The organism is Aureimonas sp. SK2 (assembly GCF_029813115.1).
GTDB lineage: Bacteria > Pseudomonadota > Alphaproteobacteria > Rhizobiales > Rhizobiaceae > Aureimonas.
The window spans coordinates 171,657-186,983 of the sequence record NZ_JAPZDS010000010.1 but is presented as its reverse complement, the minus strand read 5'-3'; the positions used below and the strand labels follow the sequence as shown (position 1 = coordinate 186,983).

The window sequence follows — 15,327 nt, the reverse complement described above, 5'->3', positions numbered from 1 at the left end:
ATATCGTTTACGATTTACCGAGAATTCCGTCTCACGATTCGCCATCCCTGCTCTTCCGAGCGTGTCTTCGGCTTCCCTGGTGAATCGCGCCATGTCGTTCAAGAATATCCGGGTCAATCGCAAGCTCGCCATCGCCTTCGCGCCCATCCTGGCGGCGGTCACCGTCATGACGGGCGTTGTGCTGAACAACATTTCCGACATCCAGACCGCGGCCGGCTGGGACCAGCACACCACAAAGGTGCTCGCCGAGGCGCAGAAGGCCCGGCAGGGCATTCTCGAGCAGGTGGCCGGCATGCGGGGCTACATCATCGCCGGGCAGGACAGCTACCTGAAGGACTACGAGAACGGGCGATCGCTGTTCGAGAGCGCCGCGAGCGAGATCGCGGCGCTGACCTCGGACAACCCGCAGCAGCAGGAGCGCGTCGCCCGGCTCAAGACCGCCGGTGCGGACTATGTCGCGAAGGTCGCCGACCCGCAGCGTCGTCTCGCGGCGAACCCGGCCACGCGCGACCAGGCCGCCGCGATCACCGTCGCCGGCACCGCCAGCACCTATGCCAGCGCGGTCAAGTCGATCATCGGCGAGATCACGGGGGCGGAAGAGGCGCTGCTGACGAAGCGGCGCGCGGACACCGAGAACTCCTTCGCCTCCGCCTACTGGACGCTCGGTCTGGGCGCATGCGTCGCCTTCCTCGTCGCCGGCTCGATGGGCTGGCTCCTGTCGCGCAGCGTCGCCCGGCCGATGCTCGCCATGACCGCCGCGATGAAGCGGCTGGCGGGGGGCGACAACGCGGTGGCCGTTCCGGCCATGGGGCAGCGGGACGAACTCGGCGACATGGCCGGCGCGCTGGAGAGCTTCCGGCAGGCGGCCATCGAGAAGGAGCGCCTAGAGGGCATGACGGCGAGCGAACGGCAGGCGGCCGAGAAAGCGCGGCTCGCGGCCGAGCAGCGCGCCGCGGCGGCAGCCCGCGACGCCTTCGTCGCGGCGGTCCGGCCGAGCTTCGAGCGCCTGTCCGCCGGCGACCTCACCGCGCGGATCGATCCCGAGGCCAACGCCGACTATGTCGAGGTCTGCGAACTCTTCAACGCCAGCGTCGGCCAGCTCGAGAGCACGATCGGCTCGGTGGTCGGAGCGGTCGCCTCCATGCGGTCGGGGCTGTCCGAGATCACGGTGGCGGCGGGCGACCTGTCGCAGCGCACCGAGCAGCAGGCGGCGAGCCTCGAAGAGACCGTAGCGGCGCTCGGCGAGGTGGCGCGCGGCGTCGGCGAGACGGCCAGAAGCGCCGACAGCGCGCGTGCCGCCGCCTCGCAGGCCCAGAGGGAGGCCGAGAAGGGCGGTCAGGTCGTGTCGCAGGCCATGGCCGCGATGGCCGAGATCGAGCGCTCCTCGCAGCGCATCGGCAACATCATCGGCGTCATCGACGAGATCGCCTTCCAGACCAACCTCCTCGCGCTGAATGCCGGCGTCGAGGCCGCGCGCGCCGGCGAGGCGGGCCGGGGCTTCGCGGTGGTCGCCCAGGAAGTGCGCGGGCTCGCCCAGCGCTCGGCGGAAGCGGCCAAGGAGATCAAGGATCTGATCGCGACTTCCTCGACGCAGGTTTCTGACGGCGTCGACCTCGTATCGGCCTCGGGCCGGAGCTTGGAGCAGATCGTCGACCAGGTCGGCGGGGTCGCCCAGGTGATTTCCCAGATGGCGCAGTCGGCGCGCGAGCAGGCGATCAGCCTGAAGGAAGTGTCGACCGCGGCCGACGGCATGGACAAGGTGACCCAGCAGAACGCGGCCATGGTGGAGGAGACGACGGCCGCCGCGCAGTCGCTCTCGGCCGAGACCGAGAATCTCGGCCAGCTGGTCGGTCGGTTCCGGACCCGTTCGGCCGGCTCGGCCGTGCCCGCCGCGACGCGCTCCGTCCGCATCGCCGCGAAAGCGGCGGCGCCCGGCGCTGCGGTGCAGATGCGCACGCTCGGCCGGGGCGGGGCGGCTCCGGCCCCCTCGGCCGACAGCTGGGAGGAGTTCTGACCGGTAAAGGCTGGCCAGTCGGCGCCCGATGCGTCACTCTGCGCCGATGGAAGACCGGAAGCTGGAAACTCGTCCCGACGCGGCCGCCGCCGTCGGCTGTATCGCTCACTCGTCGGCGCGGGTCTCCAGCCCGCCGGCGGACGCGGTCCTCGGGCCGCGCACCCCGTGGCGGCCTAGCGGTCCTGGGATCCGCCGAGCGGCGTCGCTCGCCTGGGGCGAGAGAACCCGATGAGCGCCAACGATCTCTTTCTCGGCATCGACGTCGGCACGGGCAGCGCGCGGGCTGGCTTCTTCGACGGGGAGGGCCGCCTCGTCGCCACCGCCAAACGTCCGATCCGCATGTGGCGCGAGCCCGGCGAGATCGTCGAGCAGTCCTCGGCCGACATCTGGCGCGCGGTCTGCGAGAGCGTGCGCGAGGCGCTGGGGGCGGCCGGCGGCGATCCGGCCCGTGTGCGGGGCATCGGCTTCGACGCGACCTGTTCGCTGGTCGCGGTCGGACCCGGCGGGCGGGCGCTCGCCGTCGGTCCGTCCGATGATCCGCAGCGCGACATCGTGGTGTGGATGGACCACCGCGCGATCGGGCAGGCCGAGCGCATCAACGCCACGGGCCACTCGGTCCTCGCTTACGTCGGCGGACGCATCTCGCCCGAGATGGAGACGCCGAAACTGCTTTGGCTCAAGGAGAACAAGCCGGACACGTTCGAAGCGGCCGAGCACTTCTTCGATCTCGCCGACTATCTCACGTGGCGCGCCACGGGCTCGGCCGCGCGCTCGGTCTGCACCATCACCTGCAAGTGGACCTATCTCGCGCACGAGCGGCGCTGGGACGAGGACTATTTCCGCGCGATCGGCCTCGGGCAACTCGCCGACGAGGGCTTCGCGCGCATCGGCCGAGAGGTGCTGGACATCGGCCGTCCGGTGGGCAACGGTCTGACCGCCGAGGCGGCCGCCGATCTCGGGCTGATCGCGGGGACGCCCGTCGGCGCCGCGCTGATCGACGCCCATGCGGGAGGCGTCGGCACGGTGTCGGGCGTCGGGCGCGACCTTGCGCTGATCATGGGCACCTCCGCCTGCGCCATGGCGGTGAGTGCGCAAGCGACCTTCGTGGACGGGGTCTGGGGACCCTATTTCGGCGCCATGCTGCCGGGCGCCTGGCTTCTGGAGGGCGGCCAGTCCGGCTACGGCGCGGCCCTCGACCACCTTGTCGGCTCGCATCCGGGCTTTGCGGGCGCGCGGGAGGATGCCGAGCGCGCGGGGCATGGCGTCCTCGACCATCTGGAGGCGCGGGCGGTGGCGCTGGCGGGATCGGTTGCGGCGGCCGCGCGCCTTGCCGTGCGTCTCCACGTCGTGCCCGACCATCTCGGCAACCGCTCGCCCCATGCCGACCCGCATGCCACGGGGACGATCAGCGGCCTGACGCTTTCGAGCGACGAGGACGCGGTCGTGCGCCTCTTCGTCGCCGCGCTGTGCGGCCTCTGCTACGGCACGCGCGACATCGTGGAGGCGATGCGCCGCAAGGGGGTCGGGCTGGAGCGGATCGTGGTGTCGGGCGGCGCGTCGCGATCGGCGCTCCTGCGCCGCATCCTGGCGGACGCGACGGGGACCACCGTGGTTCTGCCGGAAACGACGGAACCGGTGCTGCTCGGCAGCGCGATGCTGGGGGCGGTGGCGTCGGGCCGGCAAGCCGACCTCGCCTCGGCCGCGACGCTGATGTGCCGCACGGGCGAGGCGACGGCGCCTGCCGGCGGCGAGGCGGCCCGCTTCCACGCCGCCAAGTTCGAGGCCTACCGCGCCCTCCAGGCCGCCGAACGGGCGGCTCGCGCGGCCATGGCGGAAGGCTGACGGCGCCTTCGCAAACGACGACGCCCGCCGAGCCGAAGGGCCGCCGGGCGCGTTTCGATCCCGCAGGATAGCGGGCGACGAGCCTTCAGGACTGGAAGACGCGGCCGATGAAGCCGTCGTTGTCGAAGCCGTAGGAGATCCGCTGGCCGGGGAACGACGCGGGGTCGGTCGCGAAGACCGTGGTGTTCTCGGGGTCGTAGTGGGAAAGGCCCTCGGCCCGCAGGCTGACCGACTGGGTCAGCTTGTGCTTCACGCCGGCGCCGACCGTGTAACCGTAGAGCGTGTCGCGGGTGCTCCCGCCCGGCGAGTTGTAGCGGAACTCGGGAATCGACGGGGTGAAGCGGTTCTCCACCTCGACAGCCACCGGCCTGCGGCCCGCCCGAGTGGCACCGGAGATCACGGAAAGCTCGCTCCCAACGCTGAAGCCCGAGCCGGTCGCCTTCCTCCGGACCGTCCAGGAACTCGGCGTCCGGGTCTCGATCGACGATTTCGGCACCGGCTACTCGTCCATGAGCTCGCTGCGGAACCGCCGCTTCGACAAGATTCAGATCGACCGCAGCCTCATCCAGGCCATCGGGGGCGACGCCAAGAGCGTGGTGATCATCAAGTCGGTCGGGGACCTTTCCTCCTCGATCGGCATGACCACGACGGGCGAGGGCGTCGAGACGCCGGCCCAGCCCGACTCCATCACAGCCAACGGCTGCACGCAGGCGCCAGGGTCCCTGTTCGCCGCGCCGATGAGCAAGGCCGCCGCGCGCGAGTTCATCCTCCAGAACGCCTGACCCGCCACGTTCCTGCGAGCGCGGCGGGCCTCGCATGTCCGGACCGGAGCGGCCTATTTCAGTTGGGCGGCCGTGTAGTAGCCGCTGTCGACGATCACCTTCTGGATGTCGTCCTTGGTGACGAGGACCGGCTTCAGGAGGTTGGCGGGAACGACCTTCACGCCGTTCTCGTAGGTCTTGGTGTCGTTGACCTCCGGCTCCTTGCCCTGGCCGATCGCGTCGATCATGTCGACGGTCACCTTGGCGAGGTCGCGCGTGTCCTTGAACACGGTGGAATACTGCTCGCCCGCCAGGATCGCCTTGACGGAAGGCAGGTCCGCGTCCTGGCCCGAGATCACCGGCATCGGTTTGCCGCTGCCGCCGTAGCCGTTGGCGGTGAGCGCCGAGATGATGCCGATGGCGAGGCTGTCGTTCGGCGAGAGGATCGCGTCGATCGTCTTGTCGCCATAGTAGGACGAGAGGAGGTTCTCCATGCGGGACTGGGCCGTGGCAGGGTCCCAGCGGAGCGTCCCGATCTTGTCCATGCCCATCTCGCCCGAGGTCACGACGAGCTTGCCCTGGTCGATATAGGGCTGCAGCACGCTCATGGCGCCGTTGTAGAAGAAGAAGGCGTTGTTGTCGTCCGGCGATCCGCCGAAGAGTTCGATGGCGAAGGGGCCGGACGCGTTCTCCAGGTCGAGCTTGTCGGCGATCGAGGTCGCCTGGAGGACGCCGACCTGGAAGTTGTCGAAGGTCGTGTAGTAGTCGACATTGGGCGAGTTGCGGATCAGGCGGTCGTAGGCGATGACCTTGATGCCCTTGTCGTGCGCCTGCTGGAGCACGTCGGTCAGCGTGGTGCCGTCGATGGAGGCGATCACCAGCGACTGGACGCCGGCGGCAACCATGTTCTCGAGCTGGCTGATCTGCGTCGGGATGTCGTCCTCGGCATACTGCAGATCGGTCTTGTAGCCGCGCTCCTGCAACTGCTTGACGATGTTGTCGCCGTCCTGGATCCAGCGCTGCGAGGACTTGGTCGGCATCAGCACGCCGACGGTGCCCTTCTCCTGCGCGAAGGCGGCCGGCGTCGCCAGCCCGAAGCCGAGAAGCGTCGCCGCCAGAAGCATGGTTCTGCGATTCATGTGGTTCTCTCCCGTGCCGATGCCGGGTCCCGCGACCCGCCCTCCCTCGGCATGATGTCCCATGGTCCAGGCCCGGCCGCGGCGGGTCTCCCGATCCCCCGTGCGCATCCGGCCAGTGCCCACCCGCAGCCCCGGCAAGCCTGAAAAGCCCCCTGCGGACCGTTCTCGGACAGGCGTCCGGACGCGGACCTCGACCTTGATGACTTGCGTACCTCAAGAACCCGAAGCTGGCAACTCGGCTGCGGGCAGGTTGTCTTTGAAGAGAACCTCGATGCGAATCCGCTCCTGGTTCTCGTTGAGGGAGGTGCCGGTGAGGGCCGCCATCAGGATGCGAACGGCCGACCGCGCCTCGTGGCCCGGATCCTGCACGATCAGGGCGTCGAGGACGCCTTCCTCCAGAAGCGGCCGGGTTTCCCCGGTCAGCTCGTGCCCGATCACGACCCGCGCGATGCCGGCCTCGGCCAGAGCGGCCGCAAGGCCCGACGTTCCCGCTCCGGCGCTGTAGACCGCGCAAGGCGGCGGCTGGCCCGCCAGGGCACGCGCGACCGCGCTGCGCGTGCGATCGACGTCGTCCTCGCCTTCCACCACGCCGGCGACCGCCATTCCGGGAAAGCCTTCGGCGAGCGCGGCCCGGAAGCCCTCCAGCCGGTCGCGGTGGTCGCGCAGGCCGAGCGAGCCCAGCACCACGAGGACCCGGCCCGCGGGATCGGCGGCGAAGCGCCCGACGAGGTTGGCCGCGACGCGTCCGGCGGCCCGATTGTCGATCCCGACATAGCGGTGCCGCGCCGAGCCCGGCACGTCCGACACGAGGGTCACGACATGCACGCCCTTTTCGGCCGCCGCGTCGATGGCGGCGGCCACGGCCGGGTCGTCGAGGCCCATCGCGATCACGGCATCCCCCGCCTCCGCCGCCCGTTCCAGGGCGCTCGCGAGAAGGGCGGGGGAGGCATGGCCCATCTCGTCCAGCGTCAGGCTCAGCCGGCGCCGGCCTTCGACGCGGCAGGCCGTGCCGAGCTCGGCGGCCAGCCGGGCGACGAAGGGATTGGTCAGCCGCGGCAGGATCGCCGTGACGCGAAATCCGGACCGGCGGGCGAGGGCGGCCGCACCGGCATGGCGCTCGAACCCCAGTTCGCGCACCGCCGCTTCCACCCGCTCGATCGTCGCCGGCCGCACGCCCGGCCGCCGGTTCACGACGCGGTCGGCCGTGGCGAGGCTGACATCGGCATGACGGGCGACGTCCAGAAGCGTCGGGGCGGCGGTCGCGCTGTGGTCCTTCATGCTTCCCTTCGCCGATGGTCTCGTCGCCGGCCCGCGGCTCGGCGGCTCGAAGATGTCCGATCCGCCATCCGCGCGCGGCTGTCAAACGGGGCCGGTGCGGCGCTCTCGCGCCTTCAGCCGCCGGTCCGCAGGGCGCTGGCGAGGTCGGAGGAGGGGAGCGGACCGGACGTGAGGTCGAGTTCGGCGAGCAGCGCCTCGATATGCCGCCGCATGAGGTCGGAGGCCTCCGACGGCGCACCGCGCGCCAAGGCGTCCAGAAGCGCGAGATGGGCGGCATTGTCGCACAGCGTCGTCGGCTGGCGCCAGTAGAGGGCAATCACCAGGGAGGAGCGCGACAGGAGACCGTCGACGATCGCAGCGAGCACGCTCTGCCCGGAGAGCCGCGCGATGTGGCGGTGGAACTCGGCGGAATGGAACACGGCCTCCCGCGGGTTGTCGGCATGGAGCGCGCCGTGCTCGGCCTCGATCGAGGCGCGCAGACCCTCCGCGTCACCCGGCCCCATGCGCGTGGCGGCAAGCGCGGCGAGCGGGGGCTCCACCACGGCCCGCGCCTCGAAGATCTCGCGCGCCTCGTCCGGCCTGGGATGGGCGACGCGGGCGCCCTTGTTGCGCTGGAGGATCACCACGCCGTCGCGCGCCAGCCCCTGGAGGGCGGCCCGCACCACCGTGCGGCTGACGCCGTAGATCTCGGCGATCTCCTCCTCCACGAGCTTGGCCCCGGGGCCCAGCCGGTGACGCGCGATCGCATTCAGGACGCCGTCGTAGATCGGCTGCCAGGAGGCGGCGGCCTCCCGGCGGGAAATGGGCTTGGAAGGCACGCGTCGTCTCCCCGACAGGCGGCCGGTGGCCGCGCGTCGCTTCTTGCACGAACCGTGCCATTCCCCGGCGGGGCGGCAAACGGCAATCGGATACAATGATTGTATACGATTTAGGCATTCGCCTTGTTCGCGGCGCCCGGTTCGTGGGCAATCGCTTCCCGCAGCCATCCTACCATGCCGCGCGAGATGCCGATCGGGCATGGCGGCGGGCCGATCCAGCCGTGTGGCACGCTTCCTGCTTTCCCTCATCCGAGTGAAGCGGAGACCGACGCATGGCCCCTGGAGACCTCGAACTCGTCAAGCTGACCAAGCGCTACGGCGCGACGACGGCCGTCGACGCGATCGACCTGCGTGTTCCCGCCGGCACCTATTGCTGCTTTCTCGGGCCTTCGGGCTGCGGCAAGTCGTCCACCATGCGCATGATCGCCGGCCACGAGAGCGTGTCGGGTGGCGACATCATCCTCGGCGCCCAGAACGTGACCGACCTGCCCCCCGCCCGGCGCGGCACGGCGATGATGTTTCAGTCCTACGCCCTGTTCCCGCATCTCACCGTCCTCGACAACGTCGCCTTCTCCCTCAAGATGAAGGGCGCCGCCAGGGACGAGCGCTATCGCAAGGCGCGCGTCGTGATGGAGCTGGTCGATCTCGCCCGCTTCGAGACGCGCATGCCCGCCCAGCTTTCGGGCGGCCAACAGCAGCGCGTGGCGCTAGCCCGCGCCCTCGTCACCGATCCCGGCATCCTGCTTCTGGACGAGCCGCTTTCGGCCCTCGACCCGTTCCTGCGCCTTCGCGTGCGCACGGAGCTGAAGCGCCTCCAGCGCGAACTCGGCATCTCCTTCCTCCATGTCACGCACGGCCAGGACGAGGCCATGGCGCTCGCCGACCTCGTGGTCATCATGCGGGACGGGCGGATCGAGCAGGCGGGCTCTCCGCAGGACGTCTTCCATCGCCCCGCCACCGGCTTCGTCGCTCGCTTCATGGGCGGCCACAACGTCCTGACCCTCGACGGCCGCCCCGTCTCGGTCCGCGCCGACCGCGTGCGCATCGGGAGCGGCGACACCGACGCCCGCTCCCTGAGCGGCGAGGTGCGGGGCGTCGAATACGGCGGAGCCACTGTCACCGTCGTCGTCCATGCCGGGGAGGCCGGCGAGATCACCGCCGTGATCCCCGAGGAACTCTTCAACGCGACACCCGCCGAGCTCGGGGAAACGCGTGCCGTCCACTGGTCGCGCGGCGACGAGTTCGCCCTCCAGGCCGCCTGACCCTTCCAGCCCCGCCCTTCACCCCAGGAGACAGAATCATGAGCGACACGACCAAGACGTCCGGATTCGACCGCCGCGCCTTCCTGAAGACCGGCGCCGCCTTCGCCGCCGGCGCCGCGGTGACCACCAAGGTCACCGGATTTCCCTTCGTCTCCGGCGCGCGCGCGCAGGAGGCCAAGACGCTGCGCTATCTCGGCACGGCGGTGAACCAGTCCACCGAGATCGCCGCCAAGGTGAAGGAGGATCTCGGCATCACGATCGAATACGTGCCCGTCACCACCGACGAGGTGACCAAGCGCATCATCACCCAGCCCAACACGTTCGACATCGTCGACACCGAGTACTTCTCCCTCAAGAAGTTCGTGCCGACCGGCAACCTGATGGGCATGGACGCCAAGCGCATCAAGGAATTCGACAACATCACCACCGTCTTCACCAAGGGCGAGATCGACGGCCGGAAGATCGGCGACCAGGGCACCGCGCCCTGGAAGGTGCTCTATCTCGAGGCCAACAAGTCCAAGGCCTTCTCGGCGACGCCCACCGAATGGATCTCGTTGATCCCCACCACCTACAATGCCGACACGCTCGGCATCCGCCCCGACCTCATCAAGCGCCCGATCGAGAGCTGGGCCGAACTCCTGAACCCCGAGTTCAAGGGCAAGGCGTCCATCCTCAACATCCCCTCGATCGGCATCATGGACGCCGCCATGGCGATCGAGGCGTCCGGCAAGTACAAGTATCCCGACAAGGGCAACATGACCCGCGACGAGATCGACCTGACGATCGACGCCCTGATCGAGGCCAAGCAGGCCGGCCAGTTCCGCGCCCTCTGGTCGGACTTCAACGAGAGCGTCAACCTGATGGCGTCGGGCGAGACCGTGATCCAGTCCATGTGGTCGCCCGCCGTCACCGCCGTGCGCGCCAAGGGCATCGACTGCCGCTTCCAGCCGCTCAAAGAGGGCTATCGCGCCTGGGCCTCCGGCTTCGCCCTGCCCGCCACGCTCGACGGCCCGAAGCTCGACGCGGCCTACGAGTTCGTCAACTGGTTCCTGTCCGGCTGGGCCGGCGCCTTCCTCAACCGCCAGGGCTACTATTCCGCCGTCCTCCCCACCGCCCAGGCCTCCATGGAGCCCTACGAGTGGGCCTACTGGATGGAGGGCAAGCCCGCCGAGAAGGACATCCTCTCCCCGCAGGGCCAGGTCATCGCCAAGGCCGGCGACACCCGCGACGGCGGCTCCTTCGCCGAGCGCATGGGCGCCGTCGCCTGCTGGAACGCCGTCATGGACGAGGACGCCTACATGATCCGCAAGTGGAACGAGTTCGTCGCGGCCTGAGGCGCGGCGGCTCTCGCAGGGGCGCTGCCCCTGCACCCCGCCAGGGGAATTGAATTCCCCTGGACCCCTCGCCTGTTGAGATGTGTCCGAAGCGCAGGAGGGCCGCAGGCTCTCCTGCGCTTCGGAAAGGGTCCCAAAACAAGACAGGGGACCGGGGGCGGCAGCCCCGCCACCAACCCACGCCACGATGTTCCCACCCACGGAGGCCGCATGGCCGCGACCGATCGCACGGGGCTCGCGCCCTATCTCCAGGCGGCGCCGCTGGCGCTGGTGTTCCTGTTGTTTCTGGTGGTGCCGCTCGCCTTCATCGTGATGGTGAGCTTCTGGACCTACGACAACTACCAGATCCAGCCGGCCTTCACCTTGCAGAACTACGCGGACGTCTTCGACCGCTGCATCGCGCGCCTGCCGACGCTCTGCACGACCTTCCGCACCTATCTCTCGACGCTCGGCTTCGCGCTCCGGGTCTGGGTGCTGACGCTCGGGATCGGGTTCACGATCGCCTATTTCCTCGCCTTCGAGGTCCGGTCGAAGACGGTGCAGTCGATGCTGTTCCTGGTCTGCACGATCCCCTTCTGGACCTCCAACGTGATCCGCATGATCTCGTGGATCCCGCTGCTCGGGCGCGAGGGCCTCGTGAACCGGACCCTGATGGGGATCGGCGCGATCGACCAGCCGATCGACTGGCTGCTCTACTCCTCCTTCTCGGTGACGCTGACCTTCGTGCACCTCTTCACCTTCTTCATGGTCGTGCCGATCTACAACTCGATGCTGCGCATCGACCGCTCGCTGATCGAGGCGGCTCGGGACGCGGGCGCCTCCGGCTGGCAGATCCTCTGGAACGTGATCGTGCCCCTGTCGAAGACCGGCATCGCCATCGGCTCGATCTTCGTGCTGACGATCGTGATGGGCGACTTCGTCACGGTCGGCCTGATGGGCGGGCAGCAGATCGCCTCCGTCGGCAAGACGATCCAGACGGAGATCAGCTACCTCCAGTTCCCGATCGCCGCCGCCAACGCCGTGGTGCTGCTGGCCACCGTCCTCCTCATCGTCTTCGCGCTCCTGCGCGTCGTCGACATCCGCAAGGAGCTCTGAGTGCCGGAAAAACGCTCCCGCGCCTTCGTGCCCCTGGCGATCTTCTTCGCCCTCTTCGTCCTGTTCCTCTACGGGCCGACGCTGACCGTCCTGGTCCTGTCGTTCCAGGGGCCGCAGGGCGGGCTGACCTTTCCGATGAACGGCGTCTCGACGCACTGGTTCGGCGTGCTCTGGCAGGGGCTCGGCGTCGTGGATGTCTGGGCGGCCTTCGGTCGCTCGTTCCGGCTGGGGCTGGTGGTGACGGTGCTGACCGTCGTGATCTCGGTGCTGGCGGGGCTTGCCTTCCGGCGCCGCTTCCGCGGCTCGACGCTGCTCTTCTACACGGCGATCGCGAGCCTGATCCTGCCGTCCATCGCGGTCTCGCTCGGCATCGCGCTCGAATTCCGCATCTTCGACGACTTCGTGAAGGCCTACGGGCTCGGCGGCGACGGCTACCAGTCGGCCATGGGTCTCTTCACCTCGGCGCTTGGCGCGCATCTCACCTGGACGCTCCCCTTCGGCATGCTCGTCATGTTCGCGGTCTTCAACCGCTTCGACCCGGCCTACGAAGAGGCCGCACGCGATCTCGGCGCGACGCCCTGGCAGACCTTTGCCCACGTCGTGCTGCCGATCATCGCGCCCTATCTCGTCGGCGTCGCGCTGTTCGGCTTCACGCTGTCGTGGGACGAGATCGCCCGCACCTCCCAGGCGATCGGCGGGCCGAACACGCTGCCGCTCGAACTCCAGGGCCTCACCACCACGGTCACCAACCCCGCGATCTATGCGCTCGGCACCCTGACGACGGCCGTATCGTTCCTCGTCATCGCCCTGACGCTCGGCACCGGCCTGTTCCTGCGCGCGCGCCGGATGCGCGGGGCGTCGGACGCGGGCAAGGGGACGCTCTGAAAGACCTCATGCGCATCCTCTTCATCAATCCCAACGCCACCGCCTCGATGACCGACAAGATCGCGGCGGCGGCAAAGGCCGCGGCGGGGCCGGGCACGGTCATCCTGTCGGCCACCAACCGGGCCGGCCCGCCCTCCATCCAGGGGCCGGCGGACGGCGACGCGGCCGAGCCCGGCCTCCTCGCGCTGATCGGCGAGCGGGAAGGGGAAGCGGACGCCTTCGTGATCGCCTGCTTCGACGACACGGGCCTGGAGCGCGCCCGCGCGTTGACGGACAAGCCCGTGCTCGGCATCGGCGAGGCTGCGATGCGGGCGGCGGGCGCCGGGGGGCGGGCCTTCAGCGTGGTGACGACGCTCTCCGTCTCCGTGCCCGTGATCGAGGAGAACGTCCGGGCCTATGGGCTGGAGGCCGCCTGCCGCCGGGTGCGCGCCTCCGAAGTGCCGGTGCTGGCGCTGGAGGAGCCCGGCAGCGCCGCGCGCGAGACGGTGGCGGCCGAGATCGCGGCAGCGCTCGGCGAGGACCGGCCGGACGCGATCGTGCTCGGCTGCGCCGGCATGGCGGATCTTGCCGAAACGTTTTCCGCGCGCTTCGGACTGCCCGTCCTCGACGGTGTCGTCTGCGCGGTGAAGGCGCTGGAAGCACGGGGCCGCTGAGCCGCCCGCCCCGGCGCGCAAACCCGCAGCCGCCGGCTCGCGGCGGCGCATCCGCCGAACCGCTGCCGTCGGCTGCATGTCGCCCGGACCGATCAATGAAAACAGGCGGTTGAGGCGCTGTATCAGTTCGAGATGCCAGGCGGCCGGCCGCTGGACGCGATTTGCCCGCTGCAGGTCATGAGCGTCGTATGCTCACGACTTGGTCACCCGTTGACGCGATTTCCGGCAATCCCGAAGTCATTTTTGTCCATTTGGTCAGTTTTTGGGTCGTCGCAAAATGATTCGATGCCGACCCTCCTTCCAAGTCATTGAATGAAAACGGAGAAGTCTTCTTGGCACGCGAATTGCTGACCTTCGCATGCGGCGACCACGCCGCGGCCAAGGAGCAGGAGGACGGATGGAAATCGGTGTCTTCATTCCGATCGGGAACAACGGCTGGCTGATCTCGGAGAACGCGCCCCAGTACAAGCCGAGCTTCGCGCTCAACAAGGCGGTGGTGCAGAGCGCCGAGCGCCACGGCTTCGACTTCGCGCTGTCGATGATCAAGCTGCGCGGCTTCGGCGGCAAGACCGAGTTCTGGGACCACAATCTGGAAAGCTTCACGCTGATGGCGGGCCTGGCCGCCGTCACGACGCGCATCAAGCTCTTCGCCACGGCCGCGACGCTGGTGATGCCGCCGGCGATCGTCGCCCGGATGGCCTCGACGATCGATTCGATCTCGGACGGGCGCTTCGGGCTCAACCTCGTCACCGGCTGGCAGCGCCCGGAATATTCGCAGATGGGGCTCTGGCCCGGCGACGAGTACTTCGCCCGGCGCTACGACTACCTCGCCGAATACGCCACGATCCTGCGCGAGCTCTGGGAGACCGGCCGGTCCGACCTCAAGGGCGAGTTCTTCCAGATGGATGACTGCCGCCTTTCGCCTCGCCCGCAGGCGCCGGTGAAGATCATCTGCGCCGGTTCGTCCAATGCCGGCATGGCCTTCTCGGCGAGCTACGCCGACTACAACTTCTGCTTCGGCATCGGCGTCAATACGCCCAAGGCCTTTGCCGGCAACACGGAGCGGCTCAAGGCGGCGACCGCGCAGACCGGGCGGGACGTCTCGACCTTCGTCCTCTTCATGATCATCGCCGACGAGACCGACGAGGCGGCCCGCGCCAAGTGGGAGCACTACAAGGCCGGCGCCGACGGGGAGGCCATCGCCTGGCTGGGCGTCCAGGGCGCGGCCGACACCAAGTCCGGCGCCGACACCAACGTCCGGCAGATGGCCGATCCGGTCTCGGCCGTGAACATCAACATGGGAACGCTCGTCGGCTCCTATGAGACGGTGGCGCGGCTTCTCGACGAGGTGGCGGGCGTACCCGGCACCGGTGGCGTCCTCCTCACCTTCGACGACTTCGTGGCTGGCGTCGAGGCCTTCGGCACCCGCATCCAGCCGCTGATGGCATCGCGCCGCCACGTCACGGCACAGCTGGAGGCTGCCGAATGAGCGCCCTGTCCTCTGCCGGTCACGTCCCCCGGCCGGAGACGCGTCAGAGCGTCACCCTGCCCGCACGTCCCGAGCCGCTGTCTCTCAAGCCCCACGAGACCGCCGTCGTCGTGGTCGACATGCAGAACGCCTATGCGACTCCCGGCGGCTATGTTGATCTCGCCGGCTTCGACATTTCCGGCGCGGCGGGCACGATCGGTGCCATCGGCAAGGCGCTGGCGGCGGCGCGGGCTGCCGGCATTCTCGTCGTCTATCTCCAGAACGGCTGGGACAGGGACTACCAGGAGGCCGGCGGCCCCGGCTCGCCCAACTGGCACAAGTCCAACGCCCTGAAGACCATGCGCCGCCGGCCGGAACTTGCCGGCACGCTGCTCGCCAAGGGCACCTGGGACTACGCGATCGTCGATGGCCTCCAGCCGCGCCCGGGCGACCTCCTCGTGCCCAAGACGCGCTACAGCGGCTTCTTCAATTCCACCCTCGACAGCACCTTGCGCGCGCGCGGCATCCGCAACCTCGTGTTCGTAGGCATCGCCACCAATGTCTGCGTCGAGAGCACGCTGCGCGACGCCTTCCACCTCGAATATTTCGCGGTGATGCTGGAGGACGCGACCCACCAGCTCGGCCCCGCCTTCATCCAGGAAGCGGCCGCCTACAACGTCGAGACCTTCTTCGGATGGGTGTCCACGGTCTCCGATTTCTGCGGCGCGGTCAGCCAGGCCGCGCCCCTGCCCCCTTCCCCTTCGATCTGATCCCGGAG

14 protein-coding genes are annotated in these 15,327 nt (G+C 69.2%); 10 read left to right on the top strand and 4 right to left on the bottom strand.

Annotated elements, in window-relative coordinates; translation table 11 throughout:
* Positions 1 to 91: 91 nt before the first annotated feature.
* Positions 92 to 2,014 carry a methyl-accepting chemotaxis protein gene (locus tag O5O54_RS14360; RefSeq protein WP_279482485.1) on the top strand — a complete coding sequence of 641 codons (1,923 nt, stop codon included), beginning with the start codon at positions 92 to 94 and terminating at the stop codon, positions 2,012 to 2,014.
* Between the two features lie 228 nt (positions 2,015 to 2,242).
* Positions 2,243 to 3,856 (top strand): FGGY-family carbohydrate kinase, encoded by a 1,614-nt coding sequence (locus O5O54_RS14355; RefSeq protein ID WP_279482484.1) that lies wholly within the window; start codon positions 2,243 to 2,245, stop codon positions 3,854 to 3,856.
* 85 nt (positions 3,857 to 3,941) lie between these two features.
* Here the strand turns inward: O5O54_RS14355 and O5O54_RS14350 are convergent, their stop codons facing one another.
* Positions 3,942 to 4,220: a hypothetical protein gene (locus tag O5O54_RS14350; RefSeq protein WP_279482483.1), complete on the bottom strand. Its 279-nt coding sequence runs from the start codon at positions 4,218 to 4,220 to the stop codon at positions 3,942 to 3,944.
* Positions 4,221 to 4,239: 19 nt separating this feature from the next.
* Between O5O54_RS14350 and O5O54_RS14345 the strand changes: the two genes are divergently transcribed.
* Positions 4,240 to 4,638 carry an EAL domain-containing protein gene (locus tag O5O54_RS14345; RefSeq protein WP_279482482.1) on the top strand — a complete coding sequence of 133 codons (399 nt, stop codon included), beginning with the start codon at positions 4,240 to 4,242 and terminating at the stop codon, positions 4,636 to 4,638.
* Between the two features lie 53 nt (positions 4,639 to 4,691).
* On the opposite strand, the gene chvE is transcribed toward O5O54_RS14345, so the two are convergent.
* The 3 genes from chvE to O5O54_RS14330 all read right to left on the bottom strand — a co-directional run bounded on the left by chvE (position 4,692) and on the right by O5O54_RS14330 (position 7,852).
* Positions 4,692 to 5,741, bottom strand: a complete 1,050-nt coding sequence (chvE, locus tag O5O54_RS14340) for a multiple monosaccharide ABC transporter substrate-binding protein (protein ID WP_279482514.1) — start codon at positions 5,739 to 5,741, stop codon at positions 4,692 to 4,694.
* Between the two features lie 228 nt (positions 5,742 to 5,969).
* Positions 5,970 to 7,034, bottom strand: coding sequence for a LacI family DNA-binding transcriptional regulator (locus tag O5O54_RS14335; RefSeq protein WP_279482481.1), 1,065 nt, complete (start codon positions 7,032 to 7,034; stop codon positions 5,970 to 5,972).
* A gap of 113 nt (positions 7,035 to 7,147) precedes the next feature.
* Positions 7,148 to 7,852 (bottom strand): GntR family transcriptional regulator, encoded by a 705-nt coding sequence (locus O5O54_RS14330; RefSeq protein ID WP_279482480.1) that lies wholly within the window; start codon positions 7,850 to 7,852, stop codon positions 7,148 to 7,150.
* A 272-nt stretch (positions 7,853 to 8,124) separates the two neighbouring features.
* Between O5O54_RS14330 and O5O54_RS14325 the strand changes: the two genes are divergently transcribed.
* The 7 genes from O5O54_RS14325 (at position 8,125) to rutB (ending at position 15,319) form a co-directional block, all read left to right on the top strand.
* Entirely contained in the window at positions 8,125 to 9,114 is a 990-nt protein-coding gene (locus O5O54_RS14325; protein ID WP_279482479.1) for an ABC transporter ATP-binding protein, read from the top strand.
* A gap of 38 nt (positions 9,115 to 9,152) precedes the next feature.
* Positions 9,153 to 10,448 (top strand): PotD/PotF family extracellular solute-binding protein, encoded by a 1,296-nt coding sequence (locus O5O54_RS14320; RefSeq protein ID WP_279482478.1) that lies wholly within the window; start codon positions 9,153 to 9,155, stop codon positions 10,446 to 10,448.
* 210 nt (positions 10,449 to 10,658) lie between these two features.
* Positions 10,659 to 11,543 carry an ABC transporter permease gene (locus tag O5O54_RS14315; RefSeq protein ID WP_279482477.1) on the top strand — a complete coding sequence of 295 codons (885 nt, stop codon included), beginning with the start codon at positions 10,659 to 10,661 and terminating at the stop codon, positions 11,541 to 11,543.
* Complete coding sequence (locus O5O54_RS14310) at positions 11,544 to 12,428, top strand: ABC transporter permease (protein ID WP_279482476.1); 885 nt, start codon at positions 11,544 to 11,546, stop codon at positions 12,426 to 12,428.
* Between the two features lie 8 nt (positions 12,429 to 12,436).
* Entirely contained in the window at positions 12,437 to 13,081 is a 645-nt protein-coding gene (locus O5O54_RS14305; protein ID WP_279482475.1) for an aspartate/glutamate racemase family protein, read from the top strand.
* Between the two features lie 397 nt (positions 13,082 to 13,478).
* Positions 13,479 to 14,570 carry a pyrimidine utilization protein A gene (rutA, locus tag O5O54_RS14300; RefSeq protein WP_279482474.1) on the top strand — a complete coding sequence of 364 codons (1,092 nt, stop codon included), beginning with the start codon at positions 13,479 to 13,481 and terminating at the stop codon, positions 14,568 to 14,570.
* Positions 14,567 to 15,319 carry a pyrimidine utilization protein B gene (rutB, locus tag O5O54_RS14295; protein WP_279482473.1) on the top strand — a complete coding sequence of 251 codons (753 nt, stop codon included), beginning with the start codon at positions 14,567 to 14,569 and terminating at the stop codon, positions 15,317 to 15,319. Before rutA ends, rutB begins: the two co-directional genes overlap by 4 nt.
* Positions 15,320 to 15,327: the final 8 nt, after the last annotated feature.

Coding starts and splice junctions, on each gene's coding strand:
- O5O54_RS14320 (WP_279482478.1), top strand. CDS start 9,153: ATGAGCGACACGACCAAGACGTCCGGATTCGACCGCCGCGCCTTCCTG.
- O5O54_RS14305 (WP_279482475.1), top strand. CDS start 12,437: ATGCGCATCCTCTTCATCAATCCCAACGCCACCGCCTCGATGACCGAC.
- O5O54_RS14315 (WP_279482477.1), top strand. CDS start 10,659: ATGGCCGCGACCGATCGCACGGGGCTCGCGCCCTATCTCCAGGCGGCG.
- O5O54_RS14355 (WP_279482484.1), top strand. CDS start 2,243: ATGAGCGCCAACGATCTCTTTCTCGGCATCGACGTCGGCACGGGCAGC.
- O5O54_RS14360 (WP_279482485.1), top strand. CDS start 92: ATGTCGTTCAAGAATATCCGGGTCAATCGCAAGCTCGCCATCGCCTTC.
- rutB (WP_279482473.1), top strand. CDS start 14,567: ATGAGCGCCCTGTCCTCTGCCGGTCACGTCCCCCGGCCGGAGACGCGT.
- O5O54_RS14325 (WP_279482479.1), top strand. CDS start 8,125: ATGGCCCCTGGAGACCTCGAACTCGTCAAGCTGACCAAGCGCTACGGC.
- O5O54_RS14335 (WP_279482481.1), bottom strand. CDS start 7,034: ATGAAGGACCACAGCGCGACCGCCGCCCCGACGCTTCTGGACGTCGCC.
- rutA (WP_279482474.1), top strand. CDS start 13,479: ATGGAAATCGGTGTCTTCATTCCGATCGGGAACAACGGCTGGCTGATC.
- chvE (WP_279482514.1), bottom strand. CDS start 5,741: ATGCTTCTGGCGGCGACGCTTCTCGGCTTCGGGCTGGCGACGCCGGCC.